Annotated in this window: 29 protein-coding genes; 17 read left to right on the top strand and 12 right to left on the bottom strand. The window is 73.9% G+C overall.

Going from position 1 to position 24,854, the window contains the following annotated elements; all coding sequences use genetic code 11:
• Positions 1-40: 40 nt before the first annotated feature.
• The 4 genes from ACYVG5_RS06105 to ACYVG5_RS06120 all read right to left on the bottom strand — a co-directional run bounded on the left by ACYVG5_RS06105 (position 41) and on the right by ACYVG5_RS06120 (position 3,351).
• Positions 41-1,660, bottom strand: coding sequence for an ABC-F family ATP-binding cassette domain-containing protein (locus ACYVG5_RS06105; protein WP_222045845.1), 1,620 nt, complete (start codon positions 1,658-1,660; stop codon positions 41-43).
• Positions 1,661-1,735: 75 nt separating this feature from the next.
• The gene (locus ACYVG5_RS06110; protein WP_222045847.1) at positions 1,736-1,954 is read right to left on the bottom strand and encodes a three-helix bundle dimerization domain-containing protein; all 219 of its coding nucleotides are present in this window, start codon (positions 1,952-1,954) and stop codon (positions 1,736-1,738) included.
• A gap of 200 nt (positions 1,955-2,154) precedes the next feature.
• Complete coding sequence (locus ACYVG5_RS06115; RefSeq protein WP_222045849.1) at positions 2,155-2,622, bottom strand: DUF1801 domain-containing protein; 468 nt, start codon at positions 2,620-2,622, stop codon at positions 2,155-2,157.
• Between the two features lie 147 nt (positions 2,623-2,769).
• Entirely contained in the window at positions 2,770-3,351 is a 582-nt protein-coding gene (locus tag ACYVG5_RS06120; protein WP_222045851.1) for a class I SAM-dependent methyltransferase, read from the bottom strand.
• 70 nt (positions 3,352-3,421) lie between these two features.
• Between ACYVG5_RS06120 and ACYVG5_RS06125 the strand changes: the two genes are divergently transcribed.
• Both ACYVG5_RS06125 and ACYVG5_RS06130 read left to right on the top strand, forming a co-directional pair.
• On the top strand, positions 3,422-3,673 hold the full coding sequence (locus ACYVG5_RS06125) for a hypothetical protein (protein ID WP_222045854.1): 252 nt from the start codon (positions 3,422-3,424) through the stop codon (positions 3,671-3,673).
• Positions 3,670-4,731: a winged helix DNA-binding domain-containing protein gene (locus ACYVG5_RS06130; protein ID WP_222045856.1), complete on the top strand. Its 1,062-nt coding sequence runs from the start codon at positions 3,670-3,672 to the stop codon at positions 4,729-4,731. The genes ACYVG5_RS06125 and ACYVG5_RS06130 overlap by 4 nt, the downstream gene beginning before the upstream one ends.
• A gap of 11 nt (positions 4,732-4,742) precedes the next feature.
• On the opposite strand, the gene ACYVG5_RS06135 is transcribed toward ACYVG5_RS06130, so the two are convergent.
• From ACYVG5_RS06135 to ACYVG5_RS06145, 3 genes are all read right to left on the bottom strand, one after another.
• The gene (locus ACYVG5_RS06135) at positions 4,743-6,017 is read right to left on the bottom strand and encodes an amidase family protein (RefSeq protein WP_222045859.1); all 1,275 of its coding nucleotides are present in this window, start codon (positions 6,015-6,017) and stop codon (positions 4,743-4,745) included.
• A 69-nt stretch (positions 6,018-6,086) separates the two neighbouring features.
• Complete coding sequence (locus ACYVG5_RS06140; protein WP_222045861.1) at positions 6,087-6,533, bottom strand: nitroreductase family deazaflavin-dependent oxidoreductase; 447 nt, start codon at positions 6,531-6,533, stop codon at positions 6,087-6,089.
• Between the two features lie 52 nt (positions 6,534-6,585).
• Positions 6,586-7,431 carry a siderophore-interacting protein gene (locus tag ACYVG5_RS06145; RefSeq protein ID WP_222045863.1) on the bottom strand — a complete coding sequence of 282 codons (846 nt, stop codon included), beginning with the start codon at positions 7,429-7,431 and terminating at the stop codon, positions 6,586-6,588.
• A gap of 343 nt (positions 7,432-7,774) precedes the next feature.
• Here ACYVG5_RS06145 and ACYVG5_RS06150 point away from each other — a divergent pair, with 343 nt between their 5' ends.
• The 13 genes from ACYVG5_RS06150 (at position 7,775) to ACYVG5_RS06210 (ending at position 17,121) form a co-directional block, all read left to right on the top strand.
• A complete protein-coding gene (locus ACYVG5_RS06150) occupies positions 7,775-8,566 on the top strand; it encodes a hypothetical protein (protein WP_222045865.1) in 792 nt (263 codons plus the stop codon).
• Positions 8,563-9,147, top strand: coding sequence for a phage holin family protein (locus tag ACYVG5_RS06155; protein ID WP_460683028.1), 585 nt, complete (start codon positions 8,563-8,565; stop codon positions 9,145-9,147). The genes ACYVG5_RS06150 and ACYVG5_RS06155 overlap by 4 nt, the downstream gene beginning before the upstream one ends.
• Positions 9,148-9,164: 17 nt before the next feature.
• The gene (locus tag ACYVG5_RS06160; RefSeq protein WP_222045867.1) at positions 9,165-9,797 is read left to right on the top strand and encodes a DUF3618 domain-containing protein; all 633 of its coding nucleotides are present in this window, start codon (positions 9,165-9,167) and stop codon (positions 9,795-9,797) included.
• 175 nt (positions 9,798-9,972) lie between these two features.
• A complete protein-coding gene (locus tag ACYVG5_RS06165; RefSeq protein WP_222045869.1) occupies positions 9,973-10,359 on the top strand; it encodes a response regulator transcription factor in 387 nt (128 codons plus the stop codon).
• Positions 10,356-11,813, top strand: coding sequence for a sensor histidine kinase (locus tag ACYVG5_RS06170; RefSeq protein WP_222045871.1), 1,458 nt, complete (start codon positions 10,356-10,358; stop codon positions 11,811-11,813). The genes ACYVG5_RS06165 and ACYVG5_RS06170 overlap by 4 nt, the downstream gene beginning before the upstream one ends.
• A gap of 58 nt (positions 11,814-11,871) precedes the next feature.
• The gene (locus ACYVG5_RS06175) at positions 11,872-12,516 is read left to right on the top strand and encodes a hypothetical protein (RefSeq protein WP_222045873.1); all 645 of its coding nucleotides are present in this window, start codon (positions 11,872-11,874) and stop codon (positions 12,514-12,516) included.
• Between the two features lie 260 nt (positions 12,517-12,776).
• Positions 12,777-13,400 carry a TasA family protein gene (locus ACYVG5_RS06180; protein ID WP_222045876.1) on the top strand — a complete coding sequence of 208 codons (624 nt, stop codon included), beginning with the start codon at positions 12,777-12,779 and terminating at the stop codon, positions 13,398-13,400.
• 44 nt (positions 13,401-13,444) lie between these two features.
• Positions 13,445-14,134 (top strand): signal peptidase I, encoded by a 690-nt coding sequence (locus ACYVG5_RS06185; RefSeq protein ID WP_222045878.1) that lies wholly within the window; start codon positions 13,445-13,447, stop codon positions 14,132-14,134.
• Positions 14,131-14,904, top strand: coding sequence for a response regulator transcription factor (locus ACYVG5_RS06190; protein WP_222045880.1), 774 nt, complete (start codon positions 14,131-14,133; stop codon positions 14,902-14,904). The genes ACYVG5_RS06185 and ACYVG5_RS06190 overlap by 4 nt, the downstream gene beginning before the upstream one ends.
• Before the next feature lie 213 nt (positions 14,905-15,117).
• Positions 15,118-15,741 (top strand): TasA family protein, encoded by a 624-nt coding sequence (locus tag ACYVG5_RS06195; RefSeq protein ID WP_222045876.1) that lies wholly within the window; start codon positions 15,118-15,120, stop codon positions 15,739-15,741.
• A gap of 44 nt (positions 15,742-15,785) precedes the next feature.
• The gene (locus ACYVG5_RS06200) at positions 15,786-16,493 is read left to right on the top strand and encodes a signal peptidase I (RefSeq protein ID WP_222045882.1); all 708 of its coding nucleotides are present in this window, start codon (positions 15,786-15,788) and stop codon (positions 16,491-16,493) included.
• On the top strand, positions 16,490-16,957 hold the full coding sequence (locus tag ACYVG5_RS06205; RefSeq protein ID WP_222045884.1) for a hypothetical protein: 468 nt from the start codon (positions 16,490-16,492) through the stop codon (positions 16,955-16,957). Before ACYVG5_RS06200 ends, ACYVG5_RS06205 begins: the two co-directional genes overlap by 4 nt.
• Entirely contained in the window at positions 16,951-17,121 is a 171-nt protein-coding gene (locus ACYVG5_RS06210; RefSeq protein WP_222045886.1) for a hypothetical protein, read from the top strand. The genes ACYVG5_RS06205 and ACYVG5_RS06210 overlap by 7 nt, the downstream gene beginning before the upstream one ends.
• A 95-nt stretch (positions 17,122-17,216) precedes the next feature.
• On the opposite strand, the gene ACYVG5_RS06215 is transcribed toward ACYVG5_RS06210, so the two are convergent.
• From ACYVG5_RS06215 to ACYVG5_RS06225, 3 genes are all read right to left on the bottom strand, one after another.
• Positions 17,217-17,921 (bottom strand): response regulator, encoded by a 705-nt coding sequence (locus ACYVG5_RS06215; RefSeq protein WP_222045888.1) that lies wholly within the window; start codon positions 17,919-17,921, stop codon positions 17,217-17,219.
• Between the two features lie 171 nt (positions 17,922-18,092).
• Positions 18,093-19,274 (bottom strand): acyl-CoA dehydrogenase family protein, encoded by a 1,182-nt coding sequence (locus ACYVG5_RS06220; protein ID WP_222045890.1) that lies wholly within the window; start codon positions 19,272-19,274, stop codon positions 18,093-18,095.
• Positions 19,275-19,355: 81 nt separating this feature from the next.
• Positions 19,356-20,132: an isocitrate lyase/PEP mutase family protein gene (locus ACYVG5_RS06225; protein ID WP_222045892.1), complete on the bottom strand. Its 777-nt coding sequence runs from the start codon at positions 20,130-20,132 to the stop codon at positions 19,356-19,358.
• Positions 20,133-20,203: 71 nt separating this feature from the next.
• Here ACYVG5_RS06225 and purT point away from each other — a divergent pair, with 71 nt between their 5' ends.
• A complete protein-coding gene (gene purT, locus ACYVG5_RS06230) occupies positions 20,204-21,400 on the top strand; it encodes a formate-dependent phosphoribosylglycinamide formyltransferase (RefSeq protein ID WP_222046302.1) in 1,197 nt (398 codons plus the stop codon).
• Positions 21,401-21,600: 200 nt separating this feature from the next.
• Positions 21,601-22,758 (top strand): DUF2786 domain-containing protein, encoded by a 1,158-nt coding sequence (locus ACYVG5_RS06235; protein ID WP_460683029.1) that lies wholly within the window; start codon positions 21,601-21,603, stop codon positions 22,756-22,758.
• 106 nt (positions 22,759-22,864) lie between these two features.
• Here ACYVG5_RS06235 and ACYVG5_RS06240 read toward each other — a convergent pair whose 3' ends face one another.
• The gene (locus tag ACYVG5_RS06240; RefSeq protein WP_222045897.1) at positions 22,865-23,044 is read right to left on the bottom strand and encodes a hypothetical protein; all 180 of its coding nucleotides are present in this window, start codon (positions 23,042-23,044) and stop codon (positions 22,865-22,867) included.
• 124 nt (positions 23,045-23,168) lie between these two features.
• On the bottom strand, positions 23,169-24,722 hold the full coding sequence (locus ACYVG5_RS06245) for an APC family permease (protein ID WP_222045898.1): 1,554 nt from the start codon (positions 24,720-24,722) through the stop codon (positions 23,169-23,171).
• Positions 24,723-24,854: the final 132 nt, after the last annotated feature.

Consider the following 24,854-nt stretch of genomic DNA (forward strand, 5'->3'; position numbering starts at 1 on the left):
CCACCACTCGCAAGCTCGCGGCGGGACCCTGCAAGGGGGCCTAGCGGGTGCGTTGCACCCTCGCCTCGTCGAACACCGGCTCGGGCGCCTCGTAGACCTGCCCGCCGGCGCCGAACACCAGGAACCGGTCGAACGTGCGGGCGAACCACCGGTCGTGGGTCACCGCGACCACGGTGCCGTCGAAGGCGCCGAGGGCCTCCTCCAGCGACTCCGCCGACAGCACGTCCAGGTTGTCGGTCGGCTCGTCGAGCAGCAGCAGCGTGGCGCCGGACAGCTCGAGCAGCAGTACCTGGAACCGCGCCTGCTGCCCGCCGGACAGCGACCGGAACAGCTGGTCACCCTGCGGGGCCAGTCCGTAGCGGCGCAGCGTGGCCATCGCCCGGCCGCGGTCCACGCCCGGCCGACCGGGCTCGCCGTGCCAGAGCAGGTCGACCAAGCTCCGGTCCAGCCACTCGGGATGGGCATGGGTCTGGGCGAAGAACCCGGGGACGACGCGCGCCCCGAGCCGCCAGCCGCCGGTGTGCGCGACGTCCTGGCCGGCCAGCAGCCGGAGGAAGTGCGACTTGCCCGCGCCGTTGCTGCCCAGCACCGCCACCCGGTCGCCGTAATCGACCTCCAGGTCGAAGGGCTTCATCAGCCCGGTGAGCTCCAGCTGCTCGGCCACCAGCACCCGCACACCGGTGCGGCCACCGCGCAGCCGCATCGCCACGTGCTGGTCCGGCGGGCGGTCCGGTGGGGGCCCGGCGGCTTCGTACTTGGCCAGCCGGGTCTGCATCGCGTGGTAGCGCGCCGCCATGTCGGGTGAGTTCTTGGCCTGCTGCTGCATGGTGCGCACCAGGTCGACGAGCCGCTGGTGCTCCTCGTCCCAGCGCTTGCGGAGCTCGGCCATCCGCTCGTGCCGGGCGGTACGCGCCGCGGGGTAGCTCGCGAAGTCACCGCCGTGCACCCACGCGCCGCCGCCTTCCACGGTGACCACCCGGTCGGCGACCCGGGCCAGCAGCTCCCGGTCGTGGCTGACGAACAGCACGGTCTTGCGGCTCTCGATCAGCCGCTCCTCGAGCCAGCGCTTGCCCGGGACGTCGAGGTAGTTGTCCGGCTCGTCGAGCAGCAGCACCTGGTCCGGACCGCGGAGCAGGCACTCCAGCGCGAGCCGCTTCTGCTCACCACCGGACAGGCTGGCCAGCTCCCGGTACTTGCAGCCGTCGTAAGGGACGCCCAGCGCGGCGACGGTGACGGTGTCCCACGTGACCTCGACGTCGTAGCCACCGACGTCACCCCAGTGGCCCAGCGCGTTGGCGTAGGCCATCTGCGCCGGCTCGTCGTCGCCCTCCATCATCGCCAGCTCGGCCGCCTCCACGGCGTCCCAGGCCTCGCGGACGGCCGGCGGGGCCAGGTCGATGAGGAAGCGCTGCACGGTGGTGTCGTCGCGGACCGACCCGATGAACTGGCGCATCACCCCGAGGCCACCGGTGCGGGCCACCGAGCCGCCGTCCGGGGTCAGGTCGCCGCTGATGATCCGTAGCAGCGTCGTCTTGCCCGCGCCGTTCTCCCCGACCAGCGCGGCGCAGGCGCCGTCACCGACCCGGAAGGAGACGTCCTCCAGCAGCACCCGGCCGTCGGGCAGCGTGAACCGCACCCCGGCGACGTCGACGTATCCCATCCGGTCAGTCTCCCCGGCAGGGGCAACCGCATTCGCTCCCCGGCGCGGCGGAGCCGTCCTGACCCGGGCGCGGGCTCAGCTGACGGACGTGTGCAGCCGGTAGCGGGCCAGCCGCTCGACCAGCTCCGGCAACGCCCCGACCGGGGAGCCGGCCAGCTCGCGACGGGCGTTCTGGACGACCCCCATGACGACCTGCGGTCCCGCCAGCGTCCCGTACTCCTCGGCCAGCAATCTGGCCACGGCCTGCTCGACCGACTCGTCGTCCGAGGACCGGGGTGCGAGAACCGTCGTCACGAGCGTTCCTCCGGGTGCGGGGCGGTGGGTTCGGTGGGGTTCGGCGGCCTCCGCCCGGGTGTTCCGGTGGGCCGCGGTGCCGGGTACACCATGACTGCCGAGCCCGCCGGTCGGCCAGGGTCGAAGGTCCCCATCCTGGGCCGCACGGCCAGGCGAGGCCGGGCACCTGCCCCGGTCGGGTCGTCGTTCGGCGGGCAGGTTCAGCTGCTGAAGGCGTTGTGCCCGTCGGCAGTGCTGGCGACGGCGTCGCGCACCAGCTGGTCGAGGGCCACGGTGTCGACCCGGTCCAGCGAGGTGAACCGGATACAGCTCTTGCCGCAGGACACCTTGCCCAGCTGCTCGGCCCGGGACTCCGCCAGGTAGGCGCCGTCGACGATCGCGCACACGTAGACCGACAGGTGCCGCTTCTGCGCCGCCAGCGCGATCAGCGGCCACGTCGTCGTCTCGGTGGCCGACTTCGGCCGGTAGGGCATCATCCCGTAGCCCAGCATCTGCCCGCTGCCCACGGCCACCAGTTGGCGGTCGATGCCCGGGGCGGCGGCCATCACCAGCGCGTCGACGCGGCGGAGCTCGCCCTCGCGGGGGCCGGCGGCGGCGAACCAGGTGGCCAGTTCGGCGTCGGTCGGTCCGGGGCCGGCACCACCGGCGGCCGCCGGGCCACCGGTCACAGCGCCGATCCCAGCAGGACGGCGCCGGCGGTCAACAGCATCGCGGCCACGACGAGGCCGGCGATCAGCCGTTGCCGCCGCCGTCCGTCCGGGCCGAGCCCACCCATGCCCATCATGGCCGCACCGTACTGCTCCCCCGGCCGGTCGTCAGCGCCCGCGGCGCCCCAGGAGCAGCGTGTCCAGCGCTGTGCCGGCCGGCGTCGGTCGTTCCACCTGCGCCAGCCGGTCGACCTCCAGCAGCGCCGCGACGGGGGCCAGCCGGTCGACGCTGTGCAGGATCGCCGGGTCCTGCGGGCCGCCCACACCGCGCGTCGTGTTCTCGACGTCGTGGCCGAGGACCAGCAGCCGGCCACCGGGTGCCAGCCAGCCGACCGCGCGGGTCAGCAGCGCGACGGTGTCGGTCCCGGGTAGGTGCAGGTAGGCGACCAGCACGAGGTCCAGCGCGACCGGTTCCGCCGGCGCCCAGCTCAGGACGTCGGCGACCACCCAGCGGACGGCGTCCCCGCCGGGCGCGGCGCGCCCCCGGTCGAGCCCCACGCCGGAGAAGTCGACCGCGGTGACGTCCCAACCGCGACCGGCCAGCCACCGCGCGTGCCGCCCCTCCCCGGCCGCCAGGTCGACCGCCCGCCCCGGCGGCAGACCGTCGAGCTCAGCGGCGATGAGCGCGTTCGGGCCCGTCGACCACTGCGCCTTCTCGGCGTAGCGCGCGTCCCAGTCGGTTGCCTGCATGTCCGCAGTGTCGCCTCCCGGTGTTCGCGGCGCGCCCGACCGCGACCGCCGGTTCCGAGAAGGTCGTGCGGTGACCGCTCCCCCGCCGGTCCGGTTGGTGCCCTTCCGGCCCGACCTGCTGGACGCCGTCCTGCCCTGGTTCGACCACCCCGAGGTGCAACGCCGGCTGGGCGGGCGCCGTTGGGCCGCCCGGCAACTCACGCTGCCGGTGACCCCGGACGCGGCAGAGGTCCGCGGGCAGCGGGTGCTGAGCGTGCGCCTCCGTCTGGCGCGGAAACCCGTGCGCGGATCGTCGGTGGGCGGTGCGAGGGTGCGGGTATGACGACGTCCGACGAGGTCGCGCTGCTGCGGCTGGCGGCCCAGCGACTGGCCGGGCCCCGGGCGGATACCCCGACCGAGGCGGTCCGCTGGCTCACCGCCGTCCAGGGGCAGGACCTGCCCGGCGCGCTCACGTCGGTCGCGCTCCGCACGGCCGGCGGTACCCGGGCCGCGGTCGAGGCCGCGCTCGACGCCGGCGAGGTGGTCCGGTCCTGGCCGATGCGCGGCACCCTGCACCTCACCGCCGCCGACGACCTGCCCTGGCTGCTGGACCTGCTCGGCGAGCGGGCGCTGGCCGGGGTGGCCGCCCGGCGGTCGGCCCTGGAGCTCACCGCCGGCGACCTCGAGCGGGCCCGGGAGCTCGCCGTCGCGGCGCTGGCCGGCGGCGGCCGGCTCTCCCGCGCCGGGCTGCTCGCCGTGCTGGCCGACGGCGGGGTGGGCATCACCGGCCAGCGCGGTTACCACCTGCTCTGGTACCTGGCGCAGACCGGCACGCTGGTGCTGGGCCCGATGGCCGGGGGTGAGCAGCTGTTCGTGCTGCTCGGGGAGTGGGTGCCCGCGCCGCGGCGGCTGGACCGCGAGGCGGCGCTGGGTGAGCTGGCGCTGCGCTTCTTCCGCAGCCACGGCCCGGCGACGGTCAAGGACCTGGTGCGCTGGGCCGGAGTGCTGGTCCGCGACGTGCGGACCGGCCTGGCCGTCGCCGGTGACCGGCTGACCACCCTGGACGTCGACGGTGTCGTGCACTGGATGGACCCGGAGACCCCCGACCGGCTGGCCGCCTGCCGGGCGGATGCCCAGCGGGTGCTGCTGCTGCCCGGCTTCGACGAGCTGGTGCTCGGCTACGCCGACCGCACCTGCACCGTGCCGGCCGAGTTCGCCGACCGGATCGTCCCCGGGGGGAACGGGGTCTTCCGCCCGACCACGATCAGCGGGGGCCGGGCGGTCGCGACCTGGCGGGGAACCGGTCGCGGCGCGGCACGGTCACTGCAGCTGGAGCCCTTCGGAGCACTCCCGGCCGAGGTGTCGGCCGCGGCGGTCCTCGCCCACGCGGCGCTGCCCTGACCGGGGGCCGCTCAGCCGGCCGGCGGCCGGAGCGTCCGCCCCCAGGTGGCGAGCAGCCCGGTCAGCGCCGTGTCCGTGCCGGCGGCACCGATGGCCGCCAACCCGACCGGCAGGCCCCCGACGAGGGCCGCCGGGGCGACGGCGACCGGAAGGCCGCCCACCCCGGCGATGCAGGTCAGCCGCAGCGTCGCGGCCCGGTAGGCGGCCTTGCGTTCGGTCAACCCCGACACCGGCGGGGCCGGGCAGCTGGCGGCCGGAGCGAGGACGGCGGTGCCGACCGGGATCCGCCCGACCACGGTGGCGCGTCCCCCGGCGACGACGTTCCGGGCATCGGCGAGCACGTCGGCGGAGATCGCCGCGCCGTCGGCGAACCGGGCGGCCACTCCCGGGCCCAGGACGCCGGGGTGGGCGCTGACCCAGCCGCCGTGCGACGCCCACGCCTCGGCGCCCTGCACGGTGCGGAAGGCGGCGAACCAGCGCTCCAGCTCGTCGGCGGTCGCGAACCGCTCGCGGCGCAGCGGCCGGCCGGCAGCGGCGGCCAGCTCCTCCGCGGCCGTCGCCAGCGCGGCCGCGACCGCCGGGTCGGCGAGCGCGAGGAGGTCCTCGGCCAACACCAGCTCGGTGATCGGCGTGGCGCCGGTGGGGGCGAGCACCGTCGCCACCCGGTGCAGCAGGTCGGCGTCGCGGGTCAGCCAGCCCAGGGTGTCGAAGCTGGGCGACAGCGGCAGCGCCCCGTCGAGCGACACGGCACCGTGCGTCGGCCGCAGCCCGTGCAACCCGCAGTAGGACGCCGGCACCCGGATCGACCCGGCGGTGTCGGTGCCGATGCCGACGTCGACCAGCCCCCGCGCGACGGCGCTGGCCGGCCCGTTGGTCGACCCCCCGACGGCCAGCCCGGCGCCCCACGGGTTGACCGGGCTGCCGTAGTGCACGTTGGTGCCCGACAGGCTGTAGGCCAGCTCGTCGGTCCGGGCGATGCCGCGCACCGACGCGCCGGCCGCGAGCAGCTGCGCGAGCACCGGGGCGTGCGCCGGCGCCGGCGCCGACTGGATCAGCCGCACCGGATTCCCGGCGCCGACCGGGTGGCCGGCGACCGGGATGAGGTCCTTGACCGCCAGCTGCAGCCCGTCGAGCACCCCGCTGCCGGTGGGAGCGACCAGCGGCGAGCCGACGACGCGCCACACGGCGGGGTCGCTGCGCTCCATGGCGACGTCGTCCGCCGTCCGGCTGGACGATGGGCGCACGCCGGCCGCTTCCCCGGTGGCTGCCTGGTCCGGTGCGTTCATGGGGTCAGCTTGACGGCCTCCTGCTCCCGGGACCAGCTCGCCCGCCGGTGACGACCGCGACCGGTGCGCTCAGCGGGTCCGCTCGACCACGAAGACGGGGATCTCCCGGTCGGTGTTGCGCTGGTAATCGGCGTAGTCGGGATAGGCCGCGACCGCCCGCTCCCACCACTGCGCCCGCTCCTCGCCGGTCACCTGGCGGGCCACGCCGTCCCACGCCTCCGGCCCGTCCTGGACGGTGACCTGGTCCGGGTGCGCCTTCAGGTTGAAGTACCAGGTCGGGTGGTCGGGGGCCCCGCCCTTGGAGGCCACCATGGCGTAGGCGCCGTCGTGCTCGACCCGCATCAGCGGGTTCTTGCGCACCTTGCCGCTCTTGGCACCGCGGGTGCTGAAGACGACGACCGGCTCGCTGCGGTTGGGCAGGGTGTTGCCCTCGCGCCCGCCGGTGCGCTCGTAGATCTCCACCTGGTCCCGCACCCACTTCTCCGGGCTGGGCTCGTACTCACCATCGAGAGGCATGGCCCGACCCTAGGACCGGAGCGGGGTGTGGCACGAGCCGGAGCTGGGCTGCTCAGCCCGCGACGAGGGGCTCCTCCTCCGCGACGATCTCGGCGTTCCAGGCGGGCTTCTCGGCCTGCCACCGGTCCTCGGTACGCCCCTGCCGCCAGTAGCCGGAGATCGAGGTGAACTCCGGCGTCAGCGTCCGGTCGGCCCGGAGGTGCCGCCGGATGTCCCGGACGAAGCCGGCCTCCCCGTGCACGAACGCGTGCGGGGTGCCCGTGGGCAGGTCGGCCGCGAGGACGGCGGCCAGCAGGGCGGTGCCCGGCTCGCGGTGCCCGCGATGCACCCAGACCAGCTCCACCCCCTCGCCCACCACGAGGTCCTGCTCGTCCGCGGCGTCGGGCACCTCGACGAACACCCGCGCCGAGCGGCCGGCGGGAAGGCGACCCACGCTGGCGGCGATGGCCGGCAGGGCGCTGTCGTCACCGACGAGCAGATGCCAGTCGGCGTCCGGGCTGGGGGCGTAGCCGCCACCGGGGCCGAAGAACTGGATCGTGTCGCCCGGCTGGGCGGCGGCGGCCCAGGGCCCGGCCAGGCCCTCGTCACCGTGGTACACGAAGTCGATGGTCAGCTCCCCGGCCCCGGCGTCCCAGGAGCGCACCGTGTACGTCCGGGTCACCGGCCAGGTCTCCGGCGGCAGCTCGGCGCGCACCTGCTCGACGTCGAAGGGCACGTCGTAGGGGGCGTCGGACGGGCGGAACAGCAGCTTCACGTAGTGGTCGGTGAACTCGCCCACGGGAAGGCCGGCCAGCCCCTCGCCACCGAGCACCACCCGGACCAGGTGGGGGGTCAGCCGGGTGCTCTGCACCACCTCGGCGACCCGGGCGACCCGCTTGCGTCGTGGTGCCTGGCTCATCGATCCTCCGTCATCTCGGGCGAGGGTCCTTCGGTGAGGTATGCCTTGCCTACCTCGCTGCAGAGCCTACAAGAGCGCCCCGACCCCCTGATCATTTCTCCGCGGCCGCTGTTTGCCGGGGCTGAACCCGGGGGTATCGCAAGCACTACCGGACGGCGACCCCACTCAGACCCGGTGGGACGGCCTGACCGTCGTCGCTCCCCGGGCCCTCGTGGCCCTGGAGCGCCGTTCCGGACGGCTCCCACCCCCTTTCGCCGGGCACCGCGTCGACCCGGCGGAGGGAGACCGGTCGTCCCGGGTCGACGACACACCCCCCAGTCCCGACGCACGACGAGGAGGAACGATGACCCACTCCATCGACACCCCGACACAGCCGCCGCCCGGCGGAGCCGCCAACGTGTCGACCACCCCGTCGACCAGTGACGTGGCCAAGGACCAGGCGAGCAACGTCGCGTCCGGCGCCGCCCAGGCCGGCGGCCAGGTCGCCTCGACCGCTGCCGACCAGGCCAAGCAGGTCACCCAGGAGACGAAGCGCCAGGCGCAGGACATGGTCGCCCAGGGCCGCCAGCAGCTGCAGGAGCAGGCGCGCACCGGTCAGCAGAAGGCCGGCCAGGGGCTGAACGAGATCGCCCAGCAGCTGCGCACCATGGTGCAGGGCGGCGAGACCCCGTCCGGTCCGGCGGCCGACCTGGTCGCGCAGGCCGGTGACAAGGTGGAGCAGCTGGCCACCTGGATCTCCGACCGCGAGCCCGGCGACCTCGTCACCGAGCTGCGCACCTTCGCCCGCCGCAAGCCGGGTGTCTTCCTCCTCGGTGCTGCCGTCGCCGGTGTCGTCGCCGGCCGGTTGACCACCGGTGCCGTCGCCGCGCACAAGGACGAGGGCAGCTCGGGCTCGGCCGGGACCGGCGGTTACGCGCAGCCGGCCGTCGCGCCCGTCCCGACGTACGCCGAGGAGGGGTACGCCGGCACCAACTACGCCACGGACACCACCGCGACCGGATACGCCGGCGGCACCACCGGGACCACCGGTACCACCGGCTCGGTCCCCCCGCCGCCGTACGGCACCGTTCCCCCGGCCGGCACCACCGGCGGCTTCGACGACCCGCTGCGCACCGGCGAGGTGGGCCGGCCGTGAGCACCCCATCCTCCGGCGGGGCGCCCGCTCCGCCCTACGGTGAGCCGAACTTCACGCAGGGCGGCGCCACGAACTACGCCGCCCCGCCCCCCGGCGCGCAGGGCCCCTACGGCGACTCCCAGCCGATGACCGACGAGGGGCACCCCGACATCGAGGGGACCTCGGTCGGCGGGCTCATCGGTGAGGTCACCCGTGACCTGTCGACGCTGATGCGCCAGGAGCTCGAACTCGCGAAGGCGGAGGTCCGGGCCGAGGCGACCAAGGCCACCGACGAAGTCAAGGCGCAGGCGAGCAAGGCCGGCAAGGGCGCCGGGATGCTCGGTGGCGCCGGCTTTGCCGGCTACATGGGCGTGCTGTTCCTCTCGATCGCACTCTGGTGGGCCCTGTCGCACCTGGTGGGCCACAGCTGGTCGGCGCTCATCGTGGCCGCGGTCTGGCTGATCATCGCCGCCGTCCTCTTCTCGATGGGCCGCAAGAAGCTCAAGCAGATCGACTTCACAGGCCTCAAGCAGGTCAACCCCAAGCCCGAGCGCACCGTGGAGACCCTCCAGCAGGTGCCCGGCGCTCTGAAGCCCCAGTGACCGGACAGGAGACCGACATGACCAGCAGTGACCCGGACGTGATCCGGCGCCAGATCGAGGACACCCGTAGCAACCTCAGCTACGACGTGGACGCGCTGAACGAGAAGGTCAATCCGACCCGGGTCGTCGACCGTCGCGTCGGCAAGGCCAAGACCACGGTGACCGGTCTGAAGGACCGCGTCTTCGGCGCGGCCCACGACACCGGCCAGCAGGCCAGCGGCTCGGCCTCCCACGCCGCCGGCAACGTCCAGGGCGCCGCCTCCAACGCGCTCGGCACCGTCCAGTCGGCACCGCAGACCATCCAGCGCCAGGCACAGGGCAACCCCCTGGCCGCGGGCGTGATCGCCTTCGGGGTGGGCTGGCTGGTGTCCTCCTTGCTCCCGACGAGCGAGAAGGAGAAGCAGCTCGCCTCGCAGGCGGAGTCCGCGGTCAAGGAGCACTCGCAGCCACTGGTCGACCAGGCCAAGAACGTGGCCCAGGAGATCGGCGACAACCTGAAGCCGGCCGCCCAGGAGGCCGTCGAATCGGTCAAGGGCACCGCGCAGGAGGGTGTCGAGACGGTCAAGTCCGAGGGCCAGTCGGCCACGAAGGACGTCCAGGGCCAGGCCCAGGGCGCGAAGCAGACGGTCCAGGGGCACGCCTCCTCCTGACCGCTCCGCACCGAACGGCCCCCGTCGCGCTCGACGGGGGCCGTTTCGCGTCCACTCCACCTCGACGCCGCCGAGCCCGGCTCCAGCCGGGCGCCCCTCCTGCCGATGTCCCGGGTGAACGCCACCTGACCGGACCCACCGGTGCAGGGGCACGGAGCGGACGGAGGCGGCGGACGTGGAGTTGCCTGCCCGGGTACTGGTCGCCGACGACGAGCCGGACATCCGGCTGCTCGTGACCCTCGCCGTGCGGAAGGCGGGGTGCACGGTCGTCGACTCGGTCGGCGACGGCCTCGCGGCACTCGCCGCGGCGCGCGCCGAGATCCCCGACCTGCTGGTGCTCGACGTGTCGATGCCCGGCGCGACCGGCCTGGAGGTGTGCGCCGCGCTCCGCGCCGAGCCGGCCACCGCCGGCTGCCGGGTACTGCTGCTGTCCGCCGGCGCCTCCCCCGCTGACATCGCCCGCGGTCTGTCCGCCGGGGCCGACGCCTACCTGCCCAAGCCCTTTCCGGTCGCCGGCCTGGTGGCGCAGATCCGCGCGCTCACGTCGGGTGTGCGGGCATGACCGCCGTGCTGGACCGGCCCACCGGGTCGCACCACTCCCCCGCACCGGCGGCGCTCCCCGAGCGGCTGGTGCCCGGGGGGCTGGCCCTGCTCGCGCTGGCCGGGGTACTGGTCCTCGCCACCCGGCCCGGCCACCTCCCCGTGCTGCTCGCCGCCTGCGCGGCCGTCGTCCTGCCCGTGGCCGATCTCGCCCGACGGCTCCGGGGGCAGCTCGCCACCGCGCGTGAACTCGAGGAGCAGCGGCGCGACCTGGTCAGCCGGGGCCGGACCACGGCCGACGAGCTCGAGGTCGCCACCCGGATGATGCGGGCCCGCGCCCAGACCATGACGAGCGTCATCGATGCCGTGACCGAGCAGTCGATCATCGGCACCGACCGCGACGGGGTCGTCCGGGTGTGGAACCCGGGCGCCGAACGGATGCTCGGCCTCCCCCGGGCCGAGGTCGTCCGCATCCGCTCGATCACCGACTTCCACGCGCCCGAGGAGCTCGACGGCGAGACCGGACCCGACCCCGCCCCCGCGCGGCGGGGGGCGAACCGCTTCGCCGCGCTGGTGGCCGTCGCCCGGGACCAGGGCAGCGACGTCCGCGACTGGACCTATCTGACCGCCGACGGCCGGCGGCTGACCGTCTCCGTGGCCATCACGCCCCGGACCGACGACGACGGCGAGCAGGCCGGCTGGAACTTCGTCGGCACCGACATGACCGAGGTCCGGGCGGCCGAACGGCTCAAGGACCAGTTCGTCAGCCTGATCTCGCACGAGCTGCGCACCCCGCTGAGCTCCATCCTCGGCTACCTGGAACTCGTCCTGGACGACGAGGAACAACCGCTCACCGACGACCAGCGGCAGTACCTGGGCACGGTCGAGCGCAACGCCCAGCGGCTGCTGCGGCTGGTCGGCGACCTGCTGTTCACCGCCCAGGTCGATGCCGGCCGCTTCACGCTGCAGCCCGAGGACGTCGACCTCGCCGCGATCGTGCGTGCATCGGAGGAGACCGCCCGGGTCACCGCGGCCGCCCGCGGCGTGTCCGTCGCGGTCGCCGTCCCTGACGGGGGGCTGGTGGTCCGTGGGGACGCCCTGCGACTGGGCCAGGCCTGCGACAACCTGGTGTCCAACGCGGTCAAGTTCACCCCCGCCGGAGGGCACGTGACGCTCCGGCTGGCCCCTGGCTGGCAGGACGACGACGGGCGAGTGACCGCCACCGAGCGGCCCGGCTGCCGTCCGGTCGCCGCGCTGTCGGTCAGCGACACCGGCGTAGGCATCCCGGCCGGGGAGCAGGGCCGGCTGTTCACCAGCTTCTTCCGCGCATCGACCGCCCGGCGCAACGCCGTTCCCGGGGTCGGTCTCGGGCTCACCATCACCAAGGCGATCACCACGGCGCACGGCGGCAGCCTGGACGTCACGAGCGCCGAGGACGCCGGGACGACGTTCACCATGATCCTGCCGGCCGGCTGACCTCTAACCTCAGGTGGTGGGAGATCACGAGTGGGTACCAGAGGTGACCCGTGAGGCCATGACCCGCGTTCTCGCGCACGCCGAGAAGGTGGGGCTGGCCAACACGGAGGAGTTCACCTTCCGCGCCTCCTTCATGTCCGCGGCGCACGACCGGCTCGGGTGCCCGCGTTTCCAGACCGAGTGGCGGAAGTTCGACCTGCTCGTCCAGGACGGCGACGTCGCCACCTTGATCGAGTTCAAGTACTACCTGCTGCGTCGCAGCCACGACCTCGACGGGGTTCCCGGTCGGCTCAAGGGCGGTGCCGGACCGAAGAACGAGGCCGAGTTCAGCGCCTGCCTGGCGAAGTTGCGGAACTCAGTCGTCCCGGGCATCGGAGCGCGGCGGCTGGTCCTCGTGTACGAACGCGACGACGAACAACCGCGCCTGCGGACGCTGCACCGCAGCTATGGCGGGCTGGCGCCGTCCGGGTCGATCGCCAGGGTCTGGCGCGTTGCGGTCGGACCGCTGGAAGCACGCGTCCTCGAACCCACTGACCCAGCACCGGGAAGCGGGACATCGCCGGCCGCCGAGCTCCCGGGCGGTGAGGACGCTGCTGCCCTGTGGGCGGATGGCCGGCACGCCTTCGATCTCCACCCGGACCGGCCTGGCGTGTGCGTCCTGTGCCTGGGCGACCGCGCGGCAGCCGTGCACGCCACTCCCTGACCGGAGGCAGCCCCACGAGGCGACCCGGATGGCCAACGAGGCAGGCACGCTGGCCGCCGTCGCCGGCGGCTGAACGAGAACCCCACCCCGGGCTCCCGTGCGGCGGCCCGCCGCGAGCCTGCGAGCGGTGGGGGGCAAGGGGGCCGTCCATCTTGCGCTGTTCTTGCGGATCGCTGGCGGGTGGCCTGCGGTTGGGCCTCCAGAGTCGTCCTTGTCGCCGGGAACACCCGCCGACGAGGACCGACACACCGGAGACCGACATGAACGCCACCACCACCCGCACCCGCACCGCCCGCAAGGTCATCGGCTCCCTGGGCATCATCGGCGCCGCAGCCGCCGTCGCCGGCCTGGGCACCTTCGGCACGTTCACCGACAGCACCGCCCCGCTCAACGCCACGGTCAACACCGGCACCCTGTCGATCAACCTGAACCCGGCCAACGACACCGGCACCCTGACCATGGCCGCCAACAACTTCGTCCCCGGCGACTCGCTGTCCCGCTCGGTCACCCTGGTCAACGACGGCACCGCCAACTTCGGCGCCCTGAACCTGACCAGCACCGCCTCCGAGGCCACCAAGACCAGCCTGCTCAACACCGACCAGGCCGACGGCCTCAAGCTCACCGTCAAGTCCTGCTCCGTGGCCTGGACCAAGCCCACCGCCACCACCTACGCCTGCTCCGGCACCACCAAGGACCTCATCAGCGAGCTCCCCGCCGTCGGAACCTTCGGCGTGCCCACCCCGGCCAGCCTCACCGCCGGCGGCACCGACCACCTCGTCGTCACCCTCGCCCTGCCCACCAGCGCCGACAACGACTTCCAGGGCCTGTCCTCCGCCCTCTCGCTGACCTTCGGCGGCACCCAGGCGAGCGGCACCACCCGCTGACCAGCGGCCCGCCGCCCATCCGCTGACGACACCGAGGACCCGCCATGACCGCCGCCCTGCTGGCGCCCCGCGTCACCCACCCCGGAACCGGGGTCCGCCCACCCCAGACCCCGGCGCGGCCCACCACGGACCGCACCCCGGACCGCACCACGGCCCACCCGGACCGCACGGCCCGCAGCACGGCCGGCACGGCACGCACCACCAGCGGCAAGCGGGCCCTGGCCCACCTCACCCGCTGGACCGTCCGCCTGATGATGCTCGCGGCCATCGCCGTCTTCGCCGGCCTCGCCCTCGGACCCCACGTCCTGGGCTACCGCACGATGACCATGCTCACCGCCAGCATGGCCCCCGACATCAACCCCGGCGACGTCGTCGTCGTCACCCCCCTCCCCATCTCCGAGGTCCAAGCCGGGATGGTCATCAGCTACCACATCCCCATCGACGACCACCGCCTCGTCAGCCACCGCGTCCTCTCCGTCGAGACCGCACCCGACGGCGCCGTCACCGTCCAGACCAAGGGCGACGCCAACGACGCCCCCGACCCCTGGCAGGCCACCCTCCAAGGCGACACCGCCTGGCAGGTCACCGCCGTCATCCCCGAACTCGGCAACCTCATCCAGGCCCTCCGCACCCCCATCGTCAGCCAAGCCCTCGTCTACGGCGCCCCCGCACTCCTCGCCGGCTGGCTCCTCCTCACCATCTGGACCCCCACCCGCACCGAGGACCAGCCGTGACCGGCCCGCTGACCGCCCTCGTCGTCGACCCCGACGCCGTCGCCCGCCGCCAGGTGGCCGGGCTGCTGCAGCTCGGCGGGTGGCAGGTCTGCGAGGCGAGCACCGCCGACCAGGCCCTCGCCGCCAGCGCCACGGTCTCCCCCGACCTCGTCGTCACCGACGTCCTGCTCCCCGACGGCAGCGGCCCGCAGCTCCTCGGCCGGCTGCGCCGGGCCGGCAGCACTGCCCGCTTCCTCGCGGTCACCGCCGGGCCGACCGCCGCGGTGCGCGCCGAGTGCCGCACCGCCGGCGCGCTGGCCTGCCTGGCCAAGCCGATCGATGCCCGGCTGCTGCTGGACCTGGTCGAGCGCCGCAGCGCCGGGCCGGTGGCCGAACCCGGCACTGCCGCGTCGGCGGGCGCCGACGACCTGCGCGATGACGATCTGCGCGATGACGACGTCGACGACCAGCTCATGGGCCGCCTGCAGGGGATGTACGACGACGCCCTGCCCGGCCGCCTCACGGCCATCGCCAGCAGCGTGCGGCAGGGCAACACCGCAGCCGTGGCCGCCGCGGCCCAGACCCTGGCCGGCACCAGCGGCCAGCTGGGCCACCCCGAGGTGGCCGGCATCTGCCAGGCGATCGCCGCCGACGCCCGGCGCGGCATCCTCGCCCACCACCTGGTCGCCGACCTCGCCACGGTCGCCCTGTCCGTCGAGACCGCAGCCGGCCGCATCACCGCCGAGCAGCAGCGCTCCCGGCTCCGGCTGGTCGCCGGCGCCCGCGGCTGAACGAGAACCCCGCCCGGCTCCTGGGCGGGGGTGTCGTCGCCCCGGCCCCCGTGCAGGGGCCCGTCGCGAGCCTGCGAGCGGTGGGGGGCAAGGGGGCCGTCCATCTTGCGCTGTTCTTGCGGATCGCTGGCGGGTGGCCTGCGGTTGGGCCTCCAGAGTCGTCCTTGTCGCCGGGAACACCCGCCGACGAGGACCGACACACCGGAGACCGACATGAACGCCACCACCACCCGCACCCGCACCGCCCGCAAGGTCATCGGCTCCCTGGGCATCATCGGCGCCGCAGCCGCCGTCGCCGGCCTGGGCACCTTCGGCACGTTCACCGACAGCACCGCCCCGCTCAACGCCACGGTCAACACCGGCACCCTGTCGATCAACCTGAACCCGGCCAACGACACCGGCACCCTGACCATGGCCGCCAACAACTTCGTCCCCGGCGACTCGCTGTCCCGCTCGGTCACCCTGGTCAACGACGGCACCGCCAACTTCGGCGCCCTGAACCTGACCAGCACCGCCTCCGAGGCCACCAAGACCAGCCTGCTCAACACCGACCAGGCCGACGGCCTCAAGCTCACCGTCAAGTCCTGCTCCGTGGCCTGGACCAAGCCCACCGCCACCACCTACGCCTGCTCCGGCACCACCAAGGACCTCATCAGCGAGCTCCCCGCCGTCGGAACCTTCGGCGTGCCCACCCCGGCCAGCCTCACCGCCGGCGGCACCGACCACCTCGTCGTCACCCTCGCCCTGCCCACCAGCGCCGACAACGACTTCCAGGGCCTGTCCTCCGCCCTCTCGCTGACCTTCGGCGGCACCCAGGCGAGCGGCACCACCCGCTGACCAGCGGCCCGCCGCCCATCCGCTGACGACACCGAGGACCCGCCATGACCGCCGCCCTGCTGGCGCCCCGCGTCACCCACCCCGGAACCGGGGTCCGCCCACCCCAGACCCCGGCGCGGCCCACCACGGACCGCACCCCGGACCGCACCACGGCCCACCCGGACCGCACGGCCCGCAGCACGGCCGGCACGGCACGCACCACCAGCGGCAAGCGGGCCCTGGCCCACCTCACCCGCTGGACCGTCCGCCTGATGATGCTCGCGGCCATCGCCGTCTTCGCCGGCCTCGCCCTCGGACCCCACGTCCTGGGCTACCGCACGATGACCATGCTCACCGCCAGCATGGCCCCCGACATCAACCCCGGCGACGTCGTCGTCGTCACCCCCCTCCCCATCTCCGAGGTCCAAGCCGGGATGGTCATCAGCTACCACATCCCCATCGACGACCACCGCCTCGTCAGCCACCGCGTCCTCTCCGTCGAGACCGCACCCGACGGCGCCGTCACCGTCCAGACCAAGGGCGACGCCAACGACGCCCCCGACCCCTGGCAGGCCACCCTCCAAGGCGACACCGCCTGGCAGGTCACCGCCGTCATCCCCGAACTCGGCAACCTCATCCAGGCCCTCCGCACCCCCATCGTCAGCCAAGCCCTCGTCTACGGCGCCCCCGCACTCCTCGCCGGCTGGCTCCTCCTCACCATCTGGACCCCCACCCGCACCGAGGACCAGCCGGACGGCGGGCAGCGGGCATGACCGCCACCCGACGCACCCTGGTGCTGCTCGCCGCGCTCGTCGCGGTCGTCCTCGGCACGACGCCGGCCATGGCCGCCTTCAGCGGGAAGAGCCCCGCGCTCGCCGCGACCGTCGGCACCGTCGAGGTCGCCGCACCGACCGACCTCAGGACCGGCGGCACCAGGTGCTGGACCACCACCTACACGGTGAGCTACAACGGCGTCACGACCACACGCGCCTCCACGACGATGCGGGCCAAGCTGTCGTGGCAGGCCAGCAGCACGCCGCGGGTCACCAGTTACGTGATCACCGCCTACCTGGGGGGCGGCAAGATGGAGGTCACCGAGGTTCCCGCCTCCATCACCTCGGTCACCGAGAACGTCGACGGCGACTACGCCGACGCGAACATCCGGGTCACCGTCACCGCCAAGACCGACTACGGCTGGACTGCCGAGTCCCAGAAGTCAGGAATCATCACGTGCTGACCGCCCTGATCGTCGACACCGACACGGCCGCCCGCCGCGGCGACCTCGCCTGGCTCGCCCGGGACGCCCACCGTGGGGCCTCGACCCACGACCTGCTGGACCAGTTCGCCGACCTGGCGCACGCCGCCGAGGCCGCGGCCCGCCGCAGGGCGGTCGGTCGCTGAGCACCACCGAGGACGACGAGACGCACAGTGCCCACCCCGGAGGACCGGGATGGGCACTGTGCGTTCGGACGGGGCGAGTTCGGGGGTGCGGGGCGTCAGGCCACCAGCCGGTAGCCCACCCCGCGGACCGTGCGGATCTCGGGTGAGTGCAGCCCGGCTGCGGTGAGCTTGCGGCGCAGGTTGGACATGTGTGCCTCGACCAGGCGGAGGTTGCCCTCCCAGTCGGTCTGCCAGACCTCACGCAGCAGGGTCTCGCGCTGCAGCACCCGCCCGGGGCGGGAGACCAGGGCGGCGAGCAGGTCGAACTCGGTGCGGGTCAGGTCGACGGCCGAGCCGTCGACCCGCACCTCGCGGCTGTCGGGGTCGACCTCGAGCTCGGCCAGCCGCCGGACGGAGTCCTCGACCGCGGGTCGCGGCACGGGCACCGAGGGAGTGCGCGGCCGGCGCAGCATGGTCTGCACCCGCGCCACCAGCTCGCGCGGGGAGAAGGGCTTGGCCATGTAGCCGTCGGCGCCGACGGCCAGCCCGATGAGCAGGTCGACCTCCTCGGCCCGGGCGGTGAGCATCAGCACGTAGCAGTCGGTCTCGGCGCGCAGCTGGCGGCACACCTCGGTGCCGTCGGCGTCGGGCAACCCGAGGTCGAGGACGACGACGTCCGGGGCCGACCGGCGGACCTCCTCGAGGCAGGCGGCACCGGAGACGACCTCGCGGACGTCCATCCCGGCACGGCGCAGCACGGTCACCACCAGTTCACGGATCTCGTCGGTGTCCTCCACCACGAGCACGGACTGGCCGGACACGGCTCCTCCTCCACACGACGACGTCGGATGCCTTGCTGGCGTCCTGGAGGAGATGTCGTCACCGCGGGATCGCAACTTGCACCGGGACACCGCCCGGGTCCCCCGAACGGGTGAAGGACCCCCTTTCCCCGCACCCCTCGCAAGCTCGGGGCGGGCCCCTGAATGGGGGGCCTAGGCGAAGGCGCTGAGACCGGTGATCGAGCGGCCGACGATGAGGGTGTTCATCTCCCGGGTGCCCTCGTAGGAGTAGAGCGCCTCGGCGTCGTTGAAGTACCGGATGACGTCGTGGTCGAGCACGATGCCGTTGCCGCCGAGCAGCTCGCGGGCCCAGGCCACGGTCTCCCGTCCCCGGCTGGTCACGTAACCCTTGGCCAGCGCCGCCTGGTCGTCGCGCAGAACGTCCTGCTCCTGCAGCTGGGACAGCCGCACCGTCATCCCCATGCTGGCGGTGACGTTGCCCAGCATCCGGGCGAGCAGGTCCTGGACCAGCTGGAACCCGGCGATCGGCCGGCCGAACTGATGGCGTTCCTTCGCGTAGGCCAGCGCCACCTCGTAGGCGCCCACCTGGCAGCCGACCCCGCTCCAGGCCACCCCGCCGCGGGTCACCTTGAGCACCTTGTTCACGTCCTTGAACGAGTTGCCGCCCTCGAGCTTGGCCTCGGCGGGGATGCGGCAGCCGGTGAACGCGAGGTCGGCGTTCTGCACCGTGCGCAGCGCGAACTTGTCCTCGATCTTGGTGGCGGTGAAGCCGGGGGTGCCCTTCTCCACCAGGAAGGTCTTGACCTGGTCGTCGGCGACGTCGCGGGCGAAAACGACGACGACGTCGGCGAAGGTGCCGTTGCCGATCCAGCGCTTGGCGCCGTCCAGCACCCACGAGTCGCCGTCCCGCCGGGCGGTGGTGCGCATCCCGCGGGCGACGTCGGAGCCGCCCTCGGGCTCGGTGAGACCGAAGGCGCCGATGGCCTCCAGCCGCATCATCGCGGGGATCCAGCGCTGCCGCTGCTCCGCGGAGCCGAGCACCATGATGGAGCCCATCGCCAGGCCGTTGTGCACGCCGAGGAAGGTGGCCATCGACGGGTCGACGCGGGACAGCTCCATCGCCTGGAAGCCGGTGAACAACCGGGACGCCCGGGGGCGGCCGTCCCAGTCGTAGGAGCGTCCGACGATGTCGGCCTCGGCGAAGCGCGGGATCAGGTCCATCGGAAACTCGGCCGCCGCCCAGGCCTCGTTGACCCGGGGCCTGACCTCGGTGGTGAGGAACTCGCGCAGCGCCAGCAGCTCCTTCTGCTCGTCCTCGGGCAGCAGGGTCTCGAAGCCGAAGAAGTCGGCCGGCAGCAGCAGGTCGGCGGTCATGGCCCGATGCTCCGCCAGTCCGCCGCCCTCAGCCACCGAGGGGGTGCGCGCCGGCCTGCGAGGGTGAGACGGGGTCCTTTCTTAATCGAGGGTGCGAGTGCCCTCCGGCAGCGAGCCCCCGGCGACCAGCGCGGCGGTGGCGTTCTGCAGCGCGGTGAGCGCCACCCGCTGGGTGAACGGCCCGGTGGAGACCCGCGCCACGCCGAGCTCCTGCAGCTCCCGGACCGGCAGCGAGGCACCCGGCCGGAGGAGGAGCGACACCTTGTTCCGGCCGATGCCCTCGACCAGGGCCTCGACCTCCTCGCGGGCGCTCACCCCGGGCACGAAGACGACCGGAGCGCCCACCTCCAGGTAGGCCCGGCCCCGGCGGACCGCCTCGGCCAGGGCCGGTCCACGATCGCCGTCCGGGGAGAGCAGCACGTCGGTGCGCGCGTTGAGCACGAAGTCGATGCCGGCGTCCCGCCCGGCGCGCAGCACCGCCTCGACGGCGGCCACCGCCTCGTCCAGCGGCTGCAGCTGGTCCTCGAGGTTGCCACCCACCGCACCGGCGGCGATGGCCCGGCGGGCGGTCTCGCCCGGGTCGCCGTAGCCGGCCTCCATGTCCATCGTCACCGGCAGCTCCACGGCGTCGACGATCAGCTCGACCATGTCCAGGTGCAGGGCCAGCGGGATCTGCTCGCCGTCGGCGTAGCCGAAGGTGGCCGCGATCGAGTGGCTGGCGGTGGCCAGGGCACGGACGCCCGGCGTGCCGGCCACGACCCGGGCGGAGACGACGTCCCAGACGTTGGCCAGGACCAGCACCTCCGGCGCGGTGTGCAGCTCGAGCAGGGTGCGGGCACGGGCGGCGAGATCGGGCACCAGGTCAACCTAGCGACATGTCGACACCTCGACACGTCATCCCGGGGAGTGCCCTCCGTAGCCTGATCGGCATGGTCTCCCTGGGCACCCCGCTGTCGCCGTCGGCCACCCGAGTGATGCTCCTGGGCAGCGGCGAGCTGGCCAAGGAGGTGCTCATCGCGCTGCAGCGGCTGGGCGTGGAGACCATCGCCGTCGACCGGTACGCCGACGCCCCCGGCCACCAGGTCGCCCACCACTCCCGCACCATCCCGATGAGCGACCCGGACCAGCTGCGCGCGCTGATCGAGGCCGAGCGACCGGACGTCGTCGTCCCCGAGATCGAGGCGATCGCCACCGGCACGCTGGTGGAGCTGGAGGCCGAGGGCGTACGCGTGGTGCCGACCGCGCGCGCCGCCCGGCTGACCATGGACCGGGAGGGCATCCGGCGGCTGGCCGCCGAGGAACTGGGCCTGCCGACCAGCCCCTACCGGTTCTGCGACTCGCTCGACGAGCTGCGCGCGGCGGCCACCAAGGTCGGCTTCCCGTGCGTGGTCAAGCCGGTGATGTCCTCGTCCGGCAAGGGGCAGAGCAAGCTCGACGGGCCCGACGACGTCGAGCCCGCCTGGGAGTACGCGATGGCCGGCGGCCGGGTGGCCGGCACCCGGGTGATCGTGGAGGGGTTCGTCGACTTCGACTACGAGATCACCCTGCTGACCGTGCGCTGGCTGCGCGACGGCGAGCCGACGACGTCGTTCTGCGCGCCGATCGGGCACCGCCAGGAGGCCGGCGACTACGTGGAGAGCTGGCAGCCCCAGCCGATGTCGCCGGTGGCGCTGGACCGTGCGAAGGCCGTCGCCGCCGCGGTCACCGGCGATCTGGGCGGCCTGGGCGTCTTCGGTGTCGAGCTGTTCGTCCGCGGGGACGACGTGTGGTTCTCCGAGGTCAGCCCCCGGCCGCACGACACCGGCCTGGTCACGCTGACCACCCAGTGGCAGAACGAGTTCGAGCTGCACGCCCGGGCCTTCCTGGGCCTGCCGGTGGACACCGCGCTGCGCAACGCGGGCGCCTCGGCCGTCGTCTACGGCGGCACCGACGCCGTCGGCATCACCTTCGACGGGGTCGGCGAGGCGCTGGCCGCCCCCGGCGTCGACCTGCGGCTGTTCGGCAAGCCGGCGAGCTTCCCCCGGCGGCGGATGGGCGTGGCCCTGGCCCGGGTGGACGACGGCGACGTCGACGCCGCCCGCGCGACCGCCCGCCGGGCCGCGACGACGGTGCGCCCCCGCGCCTGACCGCCGGCCGGCGTCCACGGCGCGGAGGTCTGTCCACAGCACTGCGCCGGTACCCGGCGGCGGCCACGGTTCCCGGCACGCTGCAGGGATCACCGTCCCGCCGGCGCCCGCCGGCGGGACCCGCACGAGGAGGACCCATCATCGACGACCCGCTCCCGCTGCTGCTCATCGCCGGCTCCCGGCTGGCCGCCCAGCCCGGCGTGCTGGCCGCCGAGCTCGACCCACTGGTGCGGCGACTCATGGTGCTCGACCCGGGCGTCGACACGGCCGGCCACGCCCAGCGCGCCCTGACCAGCGCGCTGCCGTACCTGTGGGAGTCCGGCTGGCAGCCCGCCGACCTGGTGCACGTCGTCCGCCGCCGCACCAGCGGCCGCGGGGCGCGGCTGATCGCGGCGGTGATCGGCGCCGAGGCGAGCGCGAGCGGGGCCGCCGAGCGGGCACCCGGCGCGTGGGCGGCCCAACTGGAGGGCGGCGCGCCGGGCTCCGCCACCTCGGTGGCCGGCTGGTGGCGCGCCGAGCGGGTCGACGCCGCCGGCGCCTGGCGCGACGTCCTCCGCGTCCTGGGGGTGGTGCGGGAGCTGCCGCCGCTGGAGGTGCTGCTCACCCCGCCGTCGTCGTGGACGTCGGGGCGCCGGACGGCACCGGTCGATGTCGAGGGGGCGGACCCGAAGATGCTGGCCCGCATCCGGGCGCTGCTGGCCAAGGCCGAGTCGACCGACTTCCCCGAGGAGGCCGAGGCGCTGTCGGCGAAGGCGCAGTCGCTGATGGCCCGGCACACGATCGACGCCGCGGTGCTCGGGCAGCGGTCCGGTGCGGCGGCCACCTCGGTGCTGGCCCGGCGCATGCACCTGGAGGAACCGCACGTCGAGGCCAAGGCCGCCGTGGTGCAGGCGGTGGGGTCGGCGAACGGGGTCCGCGTCGTGCTGCACCCGGCGTTCGGGCTGGCCACGCTGGTCGGTGCGGCCGACGACCTGGACCTGGTGGAGCTGCTGGTCACGTCGTTGCTGGTGCAGGCCGGCCGGGCGATGACGGTCGCGGCGGGCACCGGCGGGGCGCGTGCCCGGTCCACGGCCTACCGGCGGGGCTTCCTGTACTCGTTCGCGCAGCGGATCGGTGAACGGCTGGAGAGCGCCCGCGAGCAGGCGACCGCGGAGGCGACCACCATCTACGGCACCGACCTCGTGCCGGTGCTGGCCGAGCGGGAACGCGCCGTCGAGGCGGCGGTCAGCGAGCTGTTCCCGCACCTGCGGCGGCGCGGCGGACGGACCGTCGACCCGGCCGGGTGGCACGCCGGCCGGCGGGCCGCCGACGACGCCGAGCTCGGGGCCAGCCGCCGCTCCCTCACCGGCGGCCGCTGAGGTGCGACCCCCTGCCGGGGCCTACCGCGAGTGAAAGGACCCGCTCCTCCCCGACCCTCGCAAGCTCGGGCCGGGCTCCTGGAGCGGGCCGGGGGCAGGGGGTCCTTCAGAGCAGGACGTCCAGGCCCGACACGTCCGCCATCGCCGCCGACTGCAACACCAGGTCGGCCGCGGTGGTCAGCCACCCGGCCACGAACAGCAGTCGCTCCGGCGAGTGGTCGTCCAGCGACGCCGTCACCGCGACGAGCCCCGCCTGTGCCACTGCCCTGCATGCCAAGGTCTCCATGACCGGCTCCTTTCCTCGCTGTGTCCTTCGGCAGCGGAAAAGGAGAACTGGAGAGATGCCGGGCAGAAACAATCCCATTGGCTGATGGCGGGAAACAATGGCGGCCGGGCAACCCGGGCGGCGGTCAGCCCAGCTGGTCGGGGACCGCGGGCGCCGGCGGCCGGTCGCGCCCCATCGTCTCCCCGCGGAAGAACGCCGGGGCGACGACGTTCCAGGCGGCCATCAGCAGCACCCCGAGCAGCAGCGTCCCGACGCCGACGACGAACACCCCGCCCACGCCGAAGAACACCGTCCCGCCGTACCCGGGGTCGGCGTACTCGAGGCAGGCCAGCACGAACACCAGCAGCATGAACAACCCGCCCAGCAGCGGCAGCACGACCCGCCTGAGCACGTCCCGGGCGGTGCGCCGGACGCGCCGGAACTGCCAGGCGCAGGCGAAGCCCGTCAGGCCGTAGTAGAAGGCGATGAGCATGCCGGTGGCCACGATCGAGTCCTGCAGCACGTTGTCGCTGACGGCGGTGAGCCCGACGTAGAAGGCGATCGAGACGATCCCCATCCAGATGGTGGACACCGACGGCGTCAGGTACCGCGGGTGCACCCGCGCGAAGGCCCCGGGCAGCGCGCGGTAGGCGCCCATCGACAGCGTGCCGCGGGCGGTCGGCAGGATCGTGGTCTGCGTGCAGGCCGCTGCCGAGGTCAGCACCGACAGGACCAGCAACGCCTCGAAGACCCGGCCGAGGACGTCGTCGCCGAACACCGTGGCCCCCAGGGCGGCGAGCACGTCCTCGGCGTTGTCCTCGTTGCCCAGCCCGATCCCCTCGGTGCCCACCCCGGCGAAGGCGACCGTCGCCGTGGTCACCACGACGTAGATGCCGACCAGCAGGACGGTGGAGATGATCGCGGCACGACCGGGCGCCCGAGCCGGCTCCCGGGTCTCCTCGTTGACCGCCAGCGCGGAGTCCCAGCCCCAGTAGATGAAGATCGCCAGCAGCGTCGCCTCGGTGAGCTGCGACCAGTCCAGCCCCGAGGGCCACAGCCAGGACAGCGAGGGGGTCAGGGCCCCCTCGGGTGCCGTTCCGGTGTAGACCCGGACCAGCGCGTAGCCGGCGAAGGCGACGAGCACGGTGATCTCCACCGCCAGCAGCACGTACTGCAGGCGCGCGGTCGGCTCGATCCCCCGGTAGCAGACCCAGGTCATCACGGCGATCCACCCGACCCCGGCCAGCGTCGTCCAGAAGGTGCTCCCGGCCAGGCCGTCCAACCCGACCAACCGGTACCCGTAGGAGCCCGCCACCTGGGCGAGGTTGGCCATCACGATGACGTCGGCGGCGATGATCCCCCAGCCGCCCATCCAGCCGGTGCGCGGACCGAAGGCCCGGGCAGCCCAGGTGAACGTCGTCCCGCAGTCGGGCTCGCGCCGGTTGAGCTCGGCGTACGCGACCGCGATCAGCCAGACCGGGATGAACGACAGCAGCATGATCGCCGGCGCCTTCACCCCCACCGCGATCACGACGAAACCCAGCGTCGCGGCCAGCGCGTAGGCCGGCGCGGTCGACGAGACACCCAGGACGATCGAGGAGCCCAGCCCCAGCGCACCGCCCTTGAGCCCCTTGTCCAGCGCCGCGCCCTCCGCCGGTCTCCCGGAGGTGGTCCCCGATTCCGAGGGGTGGGTGCTCACGCGCTGCTGGTCCTCGTCACCGCACGGTTATCGCACAGCGCTCCCGGCGACACGCCCGAGACGTGATCTGGGTCGGGAGCCCTTGCCGAGGACGGTGGTGCGTGACATAACTCAGGCGTTCCGTTCAGCCAG

This window comes from Modestobacter lapidis, assembly GCF_054780755.1.